The 16,953-nt window shown below is 56.5% G+C and carries 14 protein-coding genes; 9 read left to right on the forward strand and 5 right to left on the reverse strand.

The genetic code is table 11. The annotated features are described in order from the left end of the window. Positions 1–149: 149 nt before the first annotated feature. On the forward strand, positions 150–1,058 hold the full coding sequence (locus ACY9XZ_RS10640; protein WP_463457013.1) for a hypothetical protein: 909 nt from the start codon (positions 150–152) through the stop codon (positions 1,056–1,058). Between the two features lie 38 nt (positions 1,059–1,096). Continuing rightward, positions 1,097–3,064, forward strand: coding sequence for a hypothetical protein (locus ACY9XZ_RS10645; RefSeq protein ID WP_463457014.1), 1,968 nt, complete (start codon positions 1,097–1,099; stop codon positions 3,062–3,064). Positions 3,065–3,208: 144 nt separating this feature from the next. Here the strand turns inward: ACY9XZ_RS10645 and ACY9XZ_RS10650 are convergent, their stop codons facing one another. Beyond that, the gene (locus tag ACY9XZ_RS10650; protein ID WP_463457015.1) at positions 3,209–4,660 is read right to left on the reverse strand and encodes a flippase; all 1,452 of its coding nucleotides are present in this window, start codon (positions 4,658–4,660) and stop codon (positions 3,209–3,211) included. 277 nt (positions 4,661–4,937) lie between these two features. Between ACY9XZ_RS10650 and ACY9XZ_RS10655 the strand changes: the two genes are divergently transcribed. From ACY9XZ_RS10655 to ACY9XZ_RS10665, 3 genes are all read left to right on the forward strand, one after another. Next, a complete protein-coding gene (locus ACY9XZ_RS10655) occupies positions 4,938–5,954 on the forward strand; it encodes a glycosyltransferase family 4 protein (RefSeq protein WP_463457016.1) in 1,017 nt (338 codons plus the stop codon). Between the two features lie 67 nt (positions 5,955–6,021). Beyond that, complete coding sequence (locus ACY9XZ_RS10660; RefSeq protein ID WP_463457017.1) at positions 6,022–6,294, forward strand: hypothetical protein; 273 nt, start codon at positions 6,022–6,024, stop codon at positions 6,292–6,294. Positions 6,295–6,368: 74 nt separating this feature from the next. Beyond that, entirely contained in the window at positions 6,369–7,373 is a 1,005-nt protein-coding gene (locus ACY9XZ_RS10665) for a DUF1616 domain-containing protein (protein WP_463457018.1), read from the forward strand. A 167-nt stretch (positions 7,374–7,540) separates the two neighbouring features. Here the strand turns inward: ACY9XZ_RS10665 and ACY9XZ_RS10670 are convergent, their stop codons facing one another. Then, the gene (locus ACY9XZ_RS10670; protein WP_463457019.1) at positions 7,541–8,614 is read right to left on the reverse strand and encodes a glycosyltransferase; all 1,074 of its coding nucleotides are present in this window, start codon (positions 8,612–8,614) and stop codon (positions 7,541–7,543) included. Positions 8,615–9,158: 544 nt separating this feature from the next. Here ACY9XZ_RS10670 and ACY9XZ_RS10675 point away from each other — a divergent pair. Both ACY9XZ_RS10675 and ACY9XZ_RS10680 read left to right on the forward strand, forming a co-directional pair. Beyond that, positions 9,159–10,055: a DUF4350 domain-containing protein gene (locus ACY9XZ_RS10675; RefSeq protein WP_463457020.1), complete on the forward strand. Its 897-nt coding sequence runs from the start codon at positions 9,159–9,161 to the stop codon at positions 10,053–10,055. Positions 10,056–10,179: 124 nt separating this feature from the next. Continuing rightward, the gene (locus tag ACY9XZ_RS10680) at positions 10,180–11,190 is read left to right on the forward strand and encodes an AAA family ATPase (RefSeq protein ID WP_463457021.1); all 1,011 of its coding nucleotides are present in this window, start codon (positions 10,180–10,182) and stop codon (positions 11,188–11,190) included. Between the two features lie 51 nt (positions 11,191–11,241). On the opposite strand, the gene ACY9XZ_RS10685 is transcribed toward ACY9XZ_RS10680, so the two are convergent. Genes ACY9XZ_RS10685 through ACY9XZ_RS10695 form a run of 3 tightly spaced genes read right to left on the reverse strand, consistent with a single transcriptional unit; the run spans position 11,242 to position 14,102 of the window. Next, on the reverse strand, positions 11,242–12,120 hold the full coding sequence (locus ACY9XZ_RS10685) for a hypothetical protein (RefSeq protein WP_463457022.1): 879 nt from the start codon (positions 12,118–12,120) through the stop codon (positions 11,242–11,244). Further along, entirely contained in the window at positions 12,117–12,626 is a 510-nt protein-coding gene (locus tag ACY9XZ_RS10690) for a hypothetical protein (RefSeq protein ID WP_463457023.1), read from the reverse strand. Before ACY9XZ_RS10690 ends, ACY9XZ_RS10685 begins: the two co-directional genes overlap by 4 nt. Beyond that, positions 12,627–14,102 (reverse strand): DUF58 domain-containing protein, encoded by a 1,476-nt coding sequence (locus tag ACY9XZ_RS10695; protein ID WP_463457024.1) that lies wholly within the window; start codon positions 14,100–14,102, stop codon positions 12,627–12,629. A 1,079-nt stretch (positions 14,103–15,181) separates the two neighbouring features. Here ACY9XZ_RS10695 and ACY9XZ_RS10700 point away from each other — a divergent pair. Next, positions 15,182–15,808 carry a metal-dependent hydrolase gene (locus tag ACY9XZ_RS10700; RefSeq protein WP_463457025.1) on the forward strand — a complete coding sequence of 209 codons (627 nt, stop codon included), beginning with the start codon at positions 15,182–15,184 and terminating at the stop codon, positions 15,806–15,808. A 253-nt stretch (positions 15,809–16,061) separates the two neighbouring features. Continuing rightward, complete coding sequence (locus ACY9XZ_RS10705) at positions 16,062–16,886, forward strand: hypothetical protein (RefSeq protein WP_463457026.1); 825 nt, start codon at positions 16,062–16,064, stop codon at positions 16,884–16,886. Positions 16,887–16,953 lie beyond the last annotated feature (67 nt).

The raw sequence follows: 16,953 nt of genomic DNA on the forward strand, positions 1-16,953 counted from the left end.
ACGAGACTCCACAAACGGAACAGAACCAACAGCAGGTGCGGACAACATCGGACGGGCAGTATCCCGGCTTAGATAGCGTCCCTGACCCGTTAGCGGTCGATTCATCGAATCCACTCATATTCCTCGACGATCAGAGCACCGACAACTACATGGGGGAACTCGCGCTCGCCATGGCGGATTCCGGCACGGCAAACGTAGAGGGGTTTCTACTGAGCTATCCGCAGGAAGTCTGGAGGGGTACCGAGGAGTATCAGCGATACCGCGAAATCAGTGTCACGAACCACCGCAAGGTCCGTGAAAAGGCGTCTGAGAGCGGACTTGACAACCTTCCGCCTGCAGAGTTCGGGGTGTTCGACCAGCACGACAAACCCGACTCCGGTGTCATCGAGGATACGAAGCCGATTGGATCGGAAGGAACTGACCGCATTGTGGAGGCTGCGAGGGCAGCCACTCCCGAGACTCCAGTTGTTGTAGCGGCCGGTGGGGACGTCTGCACCGTGGCAGATGCCTATCTCACAGACCCCTCCATCGCGGATTCGCTGGTCGTATACTGGCACGAACAGGTTATCGATATCAACGAGCAAAGCGGGTACAACATCCAGAACTCCGGGTGGAGCGCCTACGTTGTGCTCAAGCGACTGTCGACGGCCCTCGATCATAACTCAGGCGGTTTTACCATCACCACCTCGGAGGTTGAAGAACGGATACCTGCCCCGCTTAGCGAGTATATGCTGACCAAAGAGCACTGGAAGTGGGGCAACCCGCTCCGCTCCACAGACTGGTCAAAGGAAGGCGAGCACGAGGCACACGACGAGAAGGCCCTGGTGCTTGCATCGTTCCCATACACCAGACAGGCAACTACGTGGATGACTGTGTCGGGGTTACAGGAAGCGGAGTGGGAGTACGAGGCATCGGAGATATTACCCACGCTCTCGGACACTGCTGAAAAGTCACATCTGGTGTCGATTCCGAAAATTGACGACTCGTATCGGGCGTTCTGGAGCAGTTGGGCACAGCATAGCCGAACGGATACGCCCACGGCTTTGGTCGGCGAATAGACGAAAATTATATGCCCATGTATTCGGACCGGTGACATATGTCGGGCTTCAGTCCCTCTCGGGACACTCTGCTGAGAGTGGCCTTTCTTATTGGCCATCTCGCGTTGCCGCTCGGTATATGGGCCGCTGTTCGTATCGGCCGGCCCCGATTTGTCGGCCTCTCACTCTACATAGTTACCGCGGTAGTTTTCATCGATGTACTCCTATTTCTGGGTAGATCATCTGCAGAAGCCGTCACCCGGGGAGCACTCGATACCCGCTTCCCAGTGATTCTCCTTATTGGCAGTGCTGGTGTGTTAGCGCTAGTCGGGAAGGGCCTGCTCTTCTATTTTGGAGTGACGGCGACGCTACTTCTTGTGCTCCTTCGAAGTGTCTCTCAGGACGAGAGTACAATCGCCAGTCGTGCTAATTTACTGTTGACCTGTGGCACGTCGGTTCTCCTCATCGCTTCGAAGGTTTTTACAGTCGCGTACTTCGTGCGGGTTCCGGATACAATTAATCACACGACGGCCACTATCGTGCTGTTGAACGGTGAGAGCCTCTCTGCGATCGAATCGACTCGGTACTTTTCGTACTCGGCGTTTCACCTACTCGCTAGCACAGGGATGCGGTTTACACAACTTCGACCTCGGATGTTTATGTCCGTTCTCATGATCGCCTTCTTTCAGATCGCACTCCTCGCCGCGTTCTTGTTCTTCCGGAACTGGGGGCAGTCTCGCTCACTGGCGCTGATCGGCATCGTTCTGATAAGCATTAACACGGCGTTTCTTCACTATGCTGCCGTCCCACATTACCAGTCGATGAGTTTCGTTTTTTTCTGTGTGTTCCTTGCTCTCTTGACCATGGGGCGGTGGAGCACTCGGTACGTCACAGTCACAGCGGTGATTGTGACTGCCTGGATTGTCACTCACCACGTGAGTATTCTAATGGTGATCTCGCTGCTAGCTACACCAATCGGTTACCTGGCAATACGGACCTGGAAACACAAGCAGGGAACGGACCGTCAGACAGTGTTCGTATTCTCGGTCTTCTGTCTCATGTTCGGTGTGTACTGGGCCATCGTTACGACCCAGTTTCGGGAAGTTCTGGTGTGGACGTTCTTTACAAGCAGTGCCGCGGAGGGGATCCCTTCAGACATCTACCTAGTCCAGAGCATAAATAGCGTCGAGCAGCTTCTTCTCAGTTCGATCCCGTTCTTTTTGGATAGTCTTCACTACTCATTTCTGTTGGCGCTGGCGTGTATTGGTCTCCTCGTCGTACTGCGTACTGACCGCCTTGTTGACCTCAATTGGCGTCTCGCATTGCTGGGGTTTCTACCCGCGGCCGTACTCTATTTCCCGAATCCCGCCTGGATTCCACTGGAGGGGTTGATACCGTTCCAGCGGTGGCGGTTGATGGTGTTGCCGCTTTTGATGCTCGTGCCCGCTGCGGGGTTCAGATACGGGATCCGCCCCGGTAACGGTACGTCCATCCGTCGTGCTGGTGTCGTCGTATTTACGGTAGCACTCGTGTTCGTCACAATAACTTCCGGAATGGCATATCCCGCACTCACAGATTTTGCAGGTATTCAGAAGGGAGGACAGGACTACATCACCGACGAGGAACTCACCGCAACCGAATTCGTCTTTACACATATGACCGGACAGCAAGATGTCTACGCACGCTCGGAACTCATGGTGTATCTCCATGAGTACGCGTGGGCACTGAATCTGCCGTACAGTGAGTCACAGTTTGCCAAGCTCAGAGCCAGTCAAACGGACCAGCAAATAGTCACGAGACCGGGGTTGACCGTCGTCTCAGTTGCTGCGTTTCGTAATCAAGGGTTATACGCGCGAATGGTCGATGTGGAGGACCCTCGGTACACTGCGAACGAAACGGAGCTCGATTCGCCGGTACACACGGACACCTTCCAGTGGGACCGAACAAGCACCAGTGTCGTCTACAGCAATGGGGATGTCGTCATCCAGCACCAGCGCATGACCAGGGAGACCAGTGGTTCATCGTGATATGTTACACAGCCTGTTGAACCGGGCACCGGTCGAATGGTGCGCTGAAGCTGACCGTAGCCTGTCACCGATCTGATGATATAGGACGGTAGATCACGGAGAACGCCTGGGAGAGGTAGCGCTCCCTCAGTGGCGGCCACTATTTTAATCGTCGCTCTGTGCCGGTTCGCTGGGTGATCCCCCAGACCTCACGAGCTGGATGCTGTTGAATACTTTCGTGCGGAGTAGAGAGGATAGTAAGACGAACCCCGAATACACGACGATACCAAACCCGATAACTACGACAAGGCGAATGAGCGTGTCGACCTGGATAACTGCGTCCACTCCGAACAAGACGAGCATCATCCCAAGCGAGGCGGCGAGAACCCGGACGACCTCGTTCCACGGGATGCGAATCGTCAGATACCGTGAGAGATATCTGATACACAAAAGCGTGTTGATGCCAAACGAGATGACAGTGGCGACGGCCGCACCGATGATGCCGTACTGCCAGACTAACACGAGATTGAGGATGAGATTTATCACAATAGCTATGACCGCGGCACGAGCCGCGAGCTCAGGATGGTCCGTAGCTTTGAGTGAGCGTCCGGTAATCACGTGGATGGCCAGGAGGATTTTTTCGGCCATCAGGATGATCAGTACCAACCACGCGATCGAGTACTCGGCGTCGAAAACCAGTGTGAGGATCTCTCTGGAAAAGAGGAGCGTTCCGAAGAAGGCCGGAACGGCGATGATGAGCGAGGGAGTGACTGCCTGTGGAATGAGCTGTTCGATGCGAATAATGGCTTCCTCGGCATCCCAGCGACTGATTTGCGGGAAAATGGTATGAGCAATCGCGGTACTGCCGATAGTGACGACAGCAGTGACTCGCCAGGCAACTTCGTACGCGCCTACGTGGGCCGACGTCAGAAACAGGCCGATGATGAGAATATCCATCCAATTATAGAAGTAGCCGCTGACCGCTGAGAGAAAATTGTACTTGGAGTACGCCGTTAGCGAATATGCGTGTTCCATTGCGGGGCGACGAAACGGTGTCGACCGTTTGTACAGAGCCCAGAGAAACGGAATAGCATATCCCAGTATGAGCCCGTATATGAGACCTGTCACTCCGAAACCGTACTGGAGCAATCCGTACCCGGTGACGACCCACACGATCTTGTGTGTCAACCGCAGGACAGCTGTCTCTCCGACACGGAGTTCCGCACTTACGATCTGGACGCCGAACTGATACAGTTCGTGTCCGACGATGGCGATAACCAGCAGGGGTGCGACGCGCTCGCCGATATAATTGTTCACCACACCATCGAAGACAACGACGGCTCCGATTATCACCAGTAGTGGTGGCGTCTTTAGGAGAAATGCGGTTGTGAGCATCTTTCCCGGCTCGTCCCCTTCACTGATCCGTTTTTCTGCTGCGCCGCGGAGACCGAAATCAGCGGGTATCATGAGGACACCGAGAAGTGCTTGAAACAGGAAAAAGACACCGAGTTCCCCAGGTGGAAGCTGTTTCGCGAAAAACGCGATACCCAGAAAGGTAATCGCCGCGTTCGCGCCGTTCGCGATAAACAGTTTGACACCAGACCTGACGATGTTCATCTGTTAGCTTCTCCGGAGCGGATTGCCACGATATATAGCTGATGAACCTTTGCGACGATAGACACGTATTTGGGATAATCTATCAATTGACCTTAATTCTATTGGTGCTCTCAGGCAGATGCTGGAGTGGTTTACGCAGTATCAGAGAAAACACAATTACGTAGCACTCGCCTCCTCAGATACGGAGCCTGATACCCCCCGATGCAGCGAATATGACACAATAATTAAGCTCCGGAGCGCAGAACACGCAATTATGCGCGTGCTCTTTTTTCCACATATGGATGGAAACCCCTACCAGCGAAACCTCGTATCGGGACTCTCCCAAGCGGGCGTCGATGTCTCGCTAGCGAGTGGATATCCACTCTCGACGCTGGAAACGCTCCTCAAAAGTCGGCCGGACGTGATCCACGTCCACTGGATTGCCCCATATCTCGTCAATGAACGTCTCTCTATCAGCCTGGTGAAGTCTGTTGTGTTCCTCCAGGCGACGGTCGTTGCGAAGTTATTGGGAATGGACGTCGTCTGGACGGTCCACAACATGCTTGACCACGAACGGCGACAGCCCGAGCTGGAACTAAAAGTGAGACGGATCTACGCGCGCATAGTCGATAAGATGATCGTCCACTGCAGCGCCGCCCAAACATCAGCAGTAGAGCGCTACAACCTTCCATCGGCGGAAAAGACCGTTGTCGTACCCCACGGTCACTACGACGATAGTTACGAGAACACGATCAGCCAGCGTCGGGCCCGTGATCGGCTCAACCTCGATCACGATCCGACCACGTTTCTCTACCTTGGACGCATTCGTCCGTACAAACAGGTACCGCGGCTCGTCGAGCAGTTCGCCGAGATGCCGGAGACGGATATCCGACTCGTCGTTGCGGGCAACCCGACTACCCAGACAGAAGTCCGGAAGATGGAGTCGACGTGTCGAGACGACGACCGGATCACGACGAGGTTCGAGTTTATTCCAGACGAGCAAATGCAGGTGTATCTCAACGCCGCTGACGCCATCGTACTGCCGTACCGGGACGTGCTCACCTCGGGCAGTGCGATTCTGGGGATGACCTTCGGAAAACCTGTCGTCGGACCCCGCGTCGGTTGTCTTCCGGAACTGCTCGACGGGCAATCAGAACTCCTCTATGATCCCGACGTGGATTCGCTCGCGGATTCGATGCGGCGGGCCATGACCGCGAACCTAGACGCTATAGGCGAGCAAAACCGTAAACGGATTCTGGAGTTCGGGTGGGAAGACATCGGATCCGCAACAGCAGACGTGTACGCCAATCTTTGAGGTCGGGTTCGGTGTATGTCGTCGGTCTGACCAGATAGTTTAAGAGAAAGACGGGAGGATAGCGTATATGGCGACGACGAGACGACAGCGGTTCGTGAACGGACAGATCGCCTGGATGTTGGGATCGGTTCTCAGCCTCGCTGTGATCGGTGCGCTCACGTTCGATCTGTTCGTAGTCGTCTCGCTCATCGGATTTCTGCTCCTAACGATCGCGACGGCACCGGTGAACCTGACACCTCGCTGGCGGGCGCGGCTGAAGTGGCCGATACTCGTCGGGCTTCTCGCCTTTGTCTACCTCATCATTCAGGAGATCCGCGCGGTGAGCCAGGCAGTGTTCTGAGCGGAAGTCGCCTGCTGAACCATCCTCCGACCTTTCACCGAGGTATTATTATAACGGAAAGCGTTCGATCCCGTATGTCGCTCAGGGATCGAGTGCGACCCTACCTGCCCAGCCAAGTCCATCGTCTGCCTATCGACTTGGCCATCGTACTCAGTCTCGTTGCAGCCACAGCGATTGTCGTGTCTGCGCCTGTGGTCCGGGAGACGTCACTGCGGATTGTCCTGTCTATTCCGTTTCTCTTGTTCGTCCCTGGATATGCGTTCGTTGCCGCGCTGTTTCCCGACTCACCAACCGAGGATCGAGATGAAAGACAGCTTCTGAACCGCCCTCTCACCGGTTTAGAGCGGATTGTGCTGTCGCTTGGTAGCAGTGTGGCGCTCGTCCCGCTGATCGGGTTTACACTCAATTTCACGCCCTGGGGTATCGGACTCGGCCCGATGCTGGTCGGCATCTCCCTTTTTACCGTCGTCTGTGTTGCGATAGCCACAAAGCGCCGGCTGGCACTCACGCCCGACCATCGGTTCAGCGTGTCGCCATCGGCGTGGTACCGGTCCATCGATGAAGTTCTCGCAAACGAGACGCGGACCGACAAAATGCTGAACGTCGCACTCGCTGCCGTGCTCCTTTTTGCGATGACGGGCGCTGGCTACGCATTCATCGACCAGCAGAGGGGCGAACAGTACACTGAACTGTATCTTCTGACCCAGGATACGAACGGCGAACTCGTCGCCGATAACTATCCGACTGAACTCGTCGCCACGGAGAACCAGACACTCACCGTGGGGGTTCGGAACCACGAACACGAGCGAACCAGTTACACCGTCGTGACAGAACTACAGCGGGTCGGTTCCGAGGGTGAGTCGAAAAGCGTACTCGAAGCGGAGCGGCTGGATAGCTACCGCGTCACGCTGGCCCCGAACGAGACTGATCGGCAGGAACGCGTGCTGACACCCACGTTGATCGGTGACCGACTCCGCATAGTGTTCTTGCTATACCGCGGCGAGTCACCGGCCGATCCGCGAGTGGACAACGCGTACCGATGGGTCCACCTCAATGTGAACGTCACCGCAGCGAATTAAGCCCGGCATCTATGTTACAACGTCTCATGAGAGGATAATTCCTGGCCTCCAGCAGTCCTATCAGCTATTTTCGGGGCATACGCGGTTTACTTCCACTTGGTCAGCGGAACTCTCTGGTTGAATCAAGAGAGGGCGGTGACAGAGTCGCCATGAGAAACGGGCGCGTGTCAGTCCGAGTCGGTTCTGGTTTCGGTGTCCCAGGTGACGATGTTCCGGTTCCGCACGACGTTGCGGAGCCCGGCGACAAGGCTGTAGTTCAGCACGACAAAATAGTAGGGAACATACGTGATTCGGGGGTTCGAGCGGTCGAGTCGCTCCATCGCACCGCCGATCAGCGCGAGCAAATAGAAGGTTCCCTGCGCGAACAGGGTCAAAAGATAGATCGGATGTGCATCGGCGAGAACGAGTGCGACATTCGTCACCGCGATCAGACCGAGCAACAGCGGTGACAGCCATCGAAGGACCCAGTGAGAGAGGAGTTCGAAGCTGAACAGTGGATAGCGGATCGGGTTCAACAAACCAAGATAATCGAAGAACGTGTGCCAGGAGCGAGTGACGATGCGGATACGGCGACTCATCTCCGATTCGACGGTCTCACCGGTATTCTCCCATGCACGCGCCTCAGCAGCGTACTCGACGCGTTCCCCTCGCTGGACAATCGCCAGCGGCTCCGAGAAGTCGCTTATATGATTTGCGGGCAGGGGGACGTACGAATCGCGTTTGACGGCGTATATCGAGCCGTTCCCGCCGGCAGTAGAGCTAACCTTCGCCTCGAGCCGCTTGATGAGTTTCTCGAACGCCCGGTACGAGGATTCTGCCTCCACACCGTACTTCTTGTACCGGAGTTCGCCCACGACACAGCCGACGTTGTCGGCGAACTTAGCGACCAGCTTTCGGATGGCATCGGCCTCATACATGCTGTCGGCGTCGGAGAAAACCACGATATCACTGTCGAGACCTTCCACAACGCGGTTCTGACACTCTGTCTTCCCGACCCGTCCCTCGATACGCTCCAGGCGCACCCCTGCATCCTCATACGATCGAACGATTCGGTCCGTGCTGTCTGATGACGCATCAGAAAAGACGACAATATCGAGGTGCTCGTCAGGATAGTCAAGCTCGAGGGAATTCTGTATCTTCTCTCCAATTATCTCCTCCTCGTTGTACGCGGCGATGACCAGCGTGACAGCGGGAAGGTCGCCGTCGTTCAGGTCGTACGGCTCCGACTGATCACGTATCACACTGAGACCGTACAGGACACCGGGGTAGAGGAGGTAGACGTGGATCAGAACAAGCGCTGTGGACCAGAAGATTATTTCACCCAGCATAGGACTGGTTCTATTGCTTCCGGTGACGGTTGCACTCGCCAAGGCCGAGTCCGAACTCTGCCGCCCTCGAGCGAGACTCATCTCTCCCTGTGATGACAGGCATGCAACTGTTTTATCGTCGAATTGCCATTTATAGATACCGGACGATGTGGTGTTCAGCGCTCGGGAGTCCTAGGTTCAGGCTTCTGACCGGTGAAGAGACACGCGGCGTCCAACTTCGTCGGCATGCCTATCGAGAATAACTCACACGGCGGTAGCTACAAATATTGTTCCGCTTTGTATATTGTATATGGCTTCGGAGCGGTATCGTCGTGGGGTCGGACCACCGAGCGGCCAGTCACTCGGCACTGCGTACAGGTCAGGACCGACCGTGTTTCTAAGTTATACTGGGTGTTGGGGCAAAGTGTACGACAACAGTGGGTACGCGCTTTCACAACCACACGGAGGCCGTCACTGAATGGCGCGCCACTCCCGGCTGGATTTCCCTCGGCTCCTTCTCATCGCGTTGACTGTCGTGACGGTGGTGGCTGTCGCCATCGTGATGAGTACCTCCACAAGCGCCTTCGGGACGTACAATCAGGGGTGGGATGGGACATCGTCGTTCCGGCAGGAAGCCACAGCAGTCGGTGCTGAGCCGGTTATCGCTACGAATACGACCGAGTACCAACGAGTTGATCCGGACGCAACCGTTGCGATCATTCTTTCGCCCGACAGCACGTACAGTGGCGACGACGTCGCTCGCATCCAGCAGTTCGTCCGGGAGGGCGGCACGCTCGTCGTTGCCGAGGATTTTGGTGAACAGACAAATCCGCTACTGTCGGCTCTTAACACACGTGCGAGAGTCGACGGGCGACTACTTCGTGACGGGCAAAGGTACTATCGGTCCCCGGAGTTAGTCGTCGCACCGGACGTTACCCCGCACACGCTGACCGGAACGACTGAGCAACTCTCACTGAATCACGGCACCGCAGTGCAACCCAGCGGTGCACGCGTCCTCGTCAACAGTTCGTCGTTCAGCTATCTCGATACAAACCGAAACGGTGCGATTGATCGGGACGAACAGTTAGACAACTATCCCGTAGTGACAGTCGAGCCGATCGGACAGGGTCGTGTCGTCGTCGTATCGGACCCCAGCGTATTTATCAATACGATGCTCAATCGTCCCGACAACCGTCAATTCGTCCGCGCGATCATGTCCGGTCACGAGACGGTGTTGTTCGATTACTCACACGGTGAGGACATCCCACCGCTCACAGCCGCTATACTGACTGTTCGAGAAGTACCGATCCTTCGCGGACTCCTCGGGAGCATCGGTATCGTGGCCGTGGCACTTATAAAATATCGCTATGGGTAGGAATGGAGGCATTACTCCGGAGACGACGTTCTATACAACGTGCCTAACTCCGGCAGCATGTATATAAATCAGAATATATAAATGAACAGCAAGATAAATCATTTACACTGGAACCATTTGTACGATGGTCACACCTGAGTCCCTGTACGAAGAAATCAGTGCCGAGGCTGCCAACGTCCTCGTCGGCAATGAACGTGTAATTGAAGAGCTCACTGTGTCGCTGCTCACTGACGGACACGTACTTCTGGAGGGCGTTCCAGGCGTGGCGAAGACGACGGTGGCCAAGCTGTTTGCGTGGACACTCGGTATGGACTTCCAGCGCATCCAGATGACACCGGACCTCATGCCGGCGGATATCACTGGGACGAAAATATATCGGCAGACGATGAATGATTTCGAGACTAAACGGGGCCCCATCTTTTCGAATCTGGTCGTGGTCGACGAGATCAATCGGTCGACACCCAAAACACAGAGCGCGCTGCTCGAGGCGATGCAGGAAAGGCAAGTGACCATTGAGGGAGAGACGCTCCCGCTTCCGGACCCGTTCATGGTCATCGCGACGATGAACCCTATCGATATGGAGGGGACGTTCTCGCTACCGAAGGCCCAACGCGACCGCTTTCAGGTCAAACTCACCGTCGACATCCCCCCTCGCGAGCTCGAAAACGAGCTGTATGCGCGCTTCGACGAGACTCCCGACCTCGGACCGGAGAAGACCCAGCAGGTCATCTCGACCGACGAAATTTTCTCGGCACAGGAGGCAGTCGAAAACGTGTACATCGACGCGTCAGTTCGTGAGTACATTCTCGACATCGTCGAGGGAACCAGAGCTAGTACCGACACTGCACACGGGGCTTCACCGCGAGCCGGCATTCATCTCCTCAAGGCCTCGAAGGCACTGGCAGCCATTCGCGGGCGTGACTACGTCATTCCGGACGACCCGAAAGCGCTGGCCCAGTCGGTACTGGCCCACCGGCTCGTACTCAGTACCGACGCCGAACTCAGCGACGTCACTCCCGAGGAAATAATCGAGGAGACGCTCCGAACGGTGACGCCGCCGACACACGACGATATGATTCGCTCGGCCGAGGCCGTCAGCGACGGTGGGTCGTCTCCAGAGTTCGACGACGAGTAAGCGTTGAGGAACGGTCTGTCAGCGGTCCTGCCCGCGTGTCCTGTCTTCGTGTCACCACCGACAGGTGACAAGATACGCCGACTCCTCCTCAGCGGATACCGTCTCAACGGTGACCGGCTCTTCGAGCCCCCAAGCGAGACCGCCCCCGAGAAGCGACGGGATCGGATGGTCGAACCTGGTGACCGAGGGATACGCCGAACCCGAAACGCGGACAGTGACACGCCGGCTCTCTCGATCCGATTCCGCCTCGGCGGAGCGGGCCAGCTCGAACTGTTCGACAAGGGAGTCACACAGTTGGTTTGCTAGCGTCTCTGGTTGGTCGCTCATGCTGCCTGAGGCGGTCTGTTCGAACTCCTCAAGCATCCCCGTGGCGGACGGCGTGAACGCGACACCGCGACTGTGTCCGTCTTCCGGCACCACGAACGTCGAGCGGAGGTCCCCTTCGGATGGCAGCTCGTAGTCGGTCGACTGGGGAACGAACAGACGGACCGGCGCCCGACCGTGATCGGCCGCCGACTGGACCGGGCAGTACACTGAGATCGTTGTGAGGCCGAGTTCGTCTCGGACAGCCGAACCAGTGTCCGAGACTGCATCGTACATCGAACGACCCACCGCTGCCGGGAGAACCCGCTCCGGGGAGAGGAAGTATGTCAGGATGGCCCCAAAGACGCCGGTGGCACCGAGCGCAAAGAGGACGGTCCGGTCGTCTGGGAACGCGATTCCAGCTGTTAGCCCGATGAGTCCAATCACCAGCAATGCCCCCGAAGTCATCCGGTTTTGGCGCTGTTTCGTGCGGACGTAGTCTTCGCGGAGGCGTCGGTTCTCGGCTTCCAGTTCGTCGATCCGTCGCTTCGCCTCCTCTAGTTCGGTTGGGGTAGAAGTCGTCGAGTCGGTCCGGTCGTCGGTAAGCGGTTCGTCTGTCCTACTCATGCGAGGTGTTCTCCGTCTGTGAGTCCGAGCGTGACGAGTTGGTGTCGGTAGAGTCCGTACGCGACTGTGGAAGCAACAAGCCAGAGAGCGATAGCGACCTGCCAGAGCGCGACGCCGTTATTCACGGCGACCCAGGCACCGCCACCGAAGGTGAGGAATGCGAAGAGCCAGACGATGCCCGGCAGCAGCGATCTGGAAGCCCCGAAAAGCGAGCCGACCAAGAGCAACCCGAGGCTGGCTTCCACGGCAAGCAGGAGCGTCAGCGGGATTTGATCGGCGGCGAAAACCACGAGTGCAACCTGTCCAAGCGCAACGATGTACTCGACGGGCAGGTGAAGCCAGACGAGAACGAGCACAGCACCTATGATGGCACCAGCCATCCCGTTGGCTGCGATGAGTACCGCCACTGCGAGACCGAGACTGACCAGCTCCGGGAATGTCGGGAACTGACCGGTGGCTGGGCGCCGGACAGCTTGACGGCCGGCCGAGTGCACGCGTTCCAACATCTATCGACCACCACCTGGCGGCTGTGTTGGTGCGGTGGTCTGTCCGTCCCCCTCGTTCGCCGCTCGCCCGACACTCAGGACATCTTCCAGCTTGTTTTCCGGCCCAACCTCGAACGCCGTGACCCCGTCGAGTTCCATGAGGTCTCGCCGGAACTCCTCGAACTCGCGGTACCGTCGGTACGCCGACTCCCGTTCGTCGGCCGCATGCTCTTCGAAGAGGACCCTAGGGGTCAGAAACACCGCGACGTGGCCGTCGTGTTGCTGCGCAAGCTTCACCGTGTCGTGGAGTTCCGCGCGGTCGGAGTCATCCGTGATGATGACCGTCCACGTCGACTCTCTGAGCGGCGTTGCATGGGCTCGAACTGCCGAAAACAGCGGTCTGCTCTCGATTCGACGGACGTAGGCGTCATGCTCGGAGACGTACGGGCGGAGCGTCCGGTCGAACGATACCGACCCGCGCAACCGATCGGCCAGTCGCCGAGCGTGGCCCTGGTGAGCTGTGAACGCGGGCGTACCGGAACCGGACTTACTGGTAGGGTGCAATTCCTCCAGGGATCGGCGTAGTCTGTTGTACTGTTCTTCTCCCGAAGAGAGGTCCGTTTCGACAGTCAGCCCGTGGTCGCCAACGGCATAAAGGCCCACGGTATCCCCGTTTCGCCTGGCGTCAGTGAGGAACAGGAGCGCGACATCCACTGCGTGGTCAAACATCCGCTTGTCGGACGGACCAAAGCCCATCTTGGCGCGATGGTCGACGACGAGTGCAGTCCGTCGCTGTGTCTTACGTTCGTACTTTCGGATGTGGGGATAATTGTATCGTGCCGTAGCCTTCCAGTCTATCCGCCGAATTTCGTCGCCGGGCGAGTACTCCCGGATCTCTGCGGGTTCGAGCCCGGCTCCCTGCTGAAGGGTCTCGTGCTCACCATACTCGGCGGCCAGTCGTTGTCCGCCTGCGCCGACATGTAATTCGCGATCGGAACGGTTCTCGATCTGAACAGTCAGTGGCTCACCGATTGGGACGGTCACTTCGAAAAACCTGCTCGGGTCTGAGAGCGTCACGTCGGGCGGCGCGAACGAAACCTCTCCGGCAACTGTACCAGCCGTGGTCATCCTCGTCGTTGCGGCTTGCTCGCCAGGCTCGAGCCGACAGCGCCGAGCCGGAGCGTCGATGGTGGACACGCTGACAGACGGATTGCACGTGACCGCCACGTTGATCGGGATGTCGTGATCAGCAGAGACGTCGACCGTGACGGTGAACTGGTCCCCTTTCACGACACGGTCGCGCGAACTCGTTTGGGTAACTGACAAGCTGTCGACGGTCTGTCGCGTCTGTCGGAGAAACCGATACTGTTGTGCGAACAGCCACGCACCGATGCCCGAGGCTCCGATGAGCGGTTCGGGTCGTTTGAGTAACAGGGACGTGACGGTTAACACTCCAGCGAGCGCGATGCCTGCCCAGTATCGGCTCGTGAAGCGCATTTGAGGGCTAGTACTCGGTAGGGGAACCTAAATATTTGTGTGGAGCATAGAGAGTGAGGTCTTCATCGCGACCAACGTCTGGGGACTGCAGAGAGGTATCGCGATCCGTGTCGAACTGTCCGGGTTGATGCTCCTCTGGCAACTGGTGGCAGTCCCATGGCGTCGATAGCTGGAGTGGCGCTTCCGGGATTGTGGTTGTGGCGGTTGTTCTTCGGAGACGAGAGAACACATCACGGACGATATGCCTTCGAGAGAACCAGAACCCGAGGCGTCCAGTGACCGGCATGAGGGACCTATCGGCTTGCTGACGGCGGCTTAGAAACGTCCCGAATCAGTGAGACCGACGAGTCCGTTCTCATCGGTTCCAAGTCGGTCAAAAGCAGGCTTGTGGACTGTGATGATACCAACGGTCGGATGACGAATTCGGAGCTAGTTCGACCGTACGGCGCAAGTCATATGAATAAAACAGAGATTTACTATCTGACTGAAGTTATACACACGCCGTGTTCCCCTCACATCAACATTCTCACAGGGCGATATAGCCCACGTTCGAAGCTGCTCTGTCGTTCTCGAAACCTTGATGCAACCGCTGGGATGGCAAAGGAATAATCGGCGTCATCTGTTCGATCCGGGGAAAAGCCAGTCCGACTCGGGTGTCCCCACGACCTACTGGATATGGATTAACGGATCTGGCATCATAGATACTGGCTATCGTGGCGGAAGAACTGGCCAGCATATCAGAGCGATGCAACTGTTCTCCCACTGATATAAATCTGTGAAGTCAGTGCAATGAGTTGGAAGTCAGTTCCTAACGGTCGTGGTCGGCTCCTCAATTAATCAGGCCAGACGACGGATGGTGGGGCGACAATAACAAGAGTATAATTGTTATGTACCCACTACTGCGACGTTTCCGGCGGGATTAAGTTCGTATAGTAAACAAGAACTCCAAATCGATCTATTGTACTCAATCACCGGGATATAGCATACAAATGGAACACCCGTGAAGGGCTCCTGTAAGTTCGAACGTGGCCGATGTTTATATATTAGAATTTGCTAGATGGAAATGAACACCAGAGAGCATGTGGCCATCCACACATCTAGCGATCGGGTATCTGCTTTACTCCGGGTATACTCACCTACGCTATCGTCACTCACCTGAGGAGTTCCCGACGCTTCTCGTACTTTTTGGGTCTCTCCTCCCGGACCTGATCGACAAGCCGCTCTGGCTGGCTGGCGTGGTGTCAACGGGACGAGCACTCGGCCATTCGATACTGTTCGTTTTTCCGGTAATCGCGGTGGTCTGTGCTATTACCTACTGCCAGCGCGGTGAAACTGACTCGGCCGTCGGGTTCGGGGTGAGTATCAGTGCGGCGTCGATATTTGATGGTCTCGAACAGTTTCTGCAGGGGTCGCTTGTTGTGGATCTCGAAGAAGTGTCGTTCTGGGTCTGGCCGCTGGAACTCCCGGCCGAGCTGATTGTCGATCAGCTCCAAATCACACCGAGCGTGGCGCAGGCGATCGCGCACAAACCCTCATGGACGGCTGAAAACATCCCCCGACATCCCGAATTGGGGCTCTGGATTCGGGGGTTCGAGATCGTCGTGACAGTACTTGCCTTGTGTATGTGGGCGTCCGACAGTATGCCTGGCTGGCAAACATGTCGCTACCTTGGGCAGTGGACCAGAGAAAGAATAGCGATACGGTAAGTCGTTGCATATCGGTACGAGGAGTACAGGCAGCATACTTGTCCGTCAACACAGTGTGAAAACCGGTATCGGGCGTTGGGTTAAGAAACCAAATGCCGTACTGACACGTTCCGCGAATCGTTCGCCGGCTACAGTGGTATCACTACTACGGACTAGTTTCAACAGTTTGGGTGAGTATGGAACGTCTGTCCAGGCTACTACTGCAAACGACAGCCAGTAGTTATTTAAAAATCCATTACAAATCAAGAATGACATGGGGTCAGATGAAGTGCCACAGCCTAAAGTACATAGGAGACGCATTCTCAGTTCATCTGCGCTTGCTGCTGTCACAGGTTTATTTGCAGGGTGTGACCAGCTAGCAAGTCAGGGAGCATCAAGTCAGAGTCAAGACCAAACAGAGGATTCGGAAACAGGTTTCTCCAACATTTCAGGCGGTTGGCTTACGTTCGGTGACGAAGATGACTGGGGGATGCGATACAATCGGCGCGCCGACGAGTTTGAAGTCGTTCACAAGCCATTTGAGGAGGGCTCTAGAAGGAACATTCGCATAGAGGCGGACGATCACTCCGGGGACGGCGATAAGGGAGATCTATATTTTGATGACACGGTAATTGTCGAAAACGAGGTTGAGGTCCCAGATGGCACACAGAACGACCCCTCTTACACGTTCACTGAACAGAACAACACCGGTTTCTGGAGAGATAGCGGTGGGGTGATTGGTGTGACCACGAACGGTTCACCGACGGCAAAGTTTGATAACGGAACCATTCAAGTGGCCGGTGATATCGCGACAACCGACGGCTCTGCATCCGTCGTCTGGGATGAAGAGTCGGGTCACACGCCAAACCTCCCTGCGGTGACAGCGACGAAAAGCGGCGACGGATCCACGGCCACATTCTCGTTTTCACACCCGCTCAACAGCACGCCGAGAGTTGCAACAGTGACACCGACATCAGCGGACGCTGCCGGGGAGTTCTGGGTGAGCAGTAAGTCAGTAGGGGCTATCGAGATAACGTATTCGTCCCCACCGAAAGCGGGAGAGGAGAACCTCGAGTACGATATCATCGTCTCTCTGTAGACCACTATTCCTGAAGATCGAGTCGCTGGTGCTACTCCGCTGTGGTTGCGTCACGATCTGTGTCCAC

The sequence above is a fragment of the Haloarcula sp. HT12 genome (assembly GCF_055271655.1).

Excerpts from the sequence above, each read along its gene's own strand:
- ACY9XZ_RS10685 (WP_463457022.1), bottom strand. The coding sequence starts at position 12,120 with ATGAGTAGGACAGACGAACCGCTTACCGACGACCGGACCGACTCGACG.
- ACY9XZ_RS10655 (WP_463457016.1), top strand. The coding sequence starts at position 4,938 with ATGGATGGAAACCCCTACCAGCGAAACCTCGTATCGGGACTCTCCCAA.
- ACY9XZ_RS10695 (WP_463457024.1), bottom strand. The coding sequence starts at position 14,102 with ATGCGCTTCACGAGCCGATACTGGGCAGGCATCGCGCTCGCTGGAGTG.
- ACY9XZ_RS10665 (WP_463457018.1), top strand. The coding sequence starts at position 6,369 with ATGTCGCTCAGGGATCGAGTGCGACCCTACCTGCCCAGCCAAGTCCAT.
- ACY9XZ_RS10650 (WP_463457015.1), bottom strand. The coding sequence starts at position 4,660 with ATGAACATCGTCAGGTCTGGTGTCAAACTGTTTATCGCGAACGGCGCG.
- ACY9XZ_RS10705 (WP_463457026.1), top strand. The coding sequence starts at position 16,062 with ATGGGGTCAGATGAAGTGCCACAGCCTAAAGTACATAGGAGACGCATT.
- ACY9XZ_RS10645 (WP_463457014.1), top strand. The coding sequence starts at position 1,097 with ATGTCGGGCTTCAGTCCCTCTCGGGACACTCTGCTGAGAGTGGCCTTT.
- ACY9XZ_RS10680 (WP_463457021.1), top strand. The coding sequence starts at position 10,180 with ATGGTCACACCTGAGTCCCTGTACGAAGAAATCAGTGCCGAGGCTGCC.
- ACY9XZ_RS10660 (WP_463457017.1), top strand. The coding sequence starts at position 6,022 with ATGGCGACGACGAGACGACAGCGGTTCGTGAACGGACAGATCGCCTGG.
- ACY9XZ_RS10675 (WP_463457020.1), top strand. The coding sequence starts at position 9,159 with ATGGCGCGCCACTCCCGGCTGGATTTCCCTCGGCTCCTTCTCATCGCG.
- ACY9XZ_RS10690 (WP_463457023.1), bottom strand. The coding sequence starts at position 12,626 with ATGTTGGAACGCGTGCACTCGGCCGGCCGTCAAGCTGTCCGGCGCCCA.
- ACY9XZ_RS10700 (WP_463457025.1), top strand. The coding sequence starts at position 15,182 with ATGTGGCCATCCACACATCTAGCGATCGGGTATCTGCTTTACTCCGGG.
- ACY9XZ_RS10640 (WP_463457013.1), top strand. The coding sequence starts at position 150 with ATGGGGGAACTCGCGCTCGCCATGGCGGATTCCGGCACGGCAAACGTA.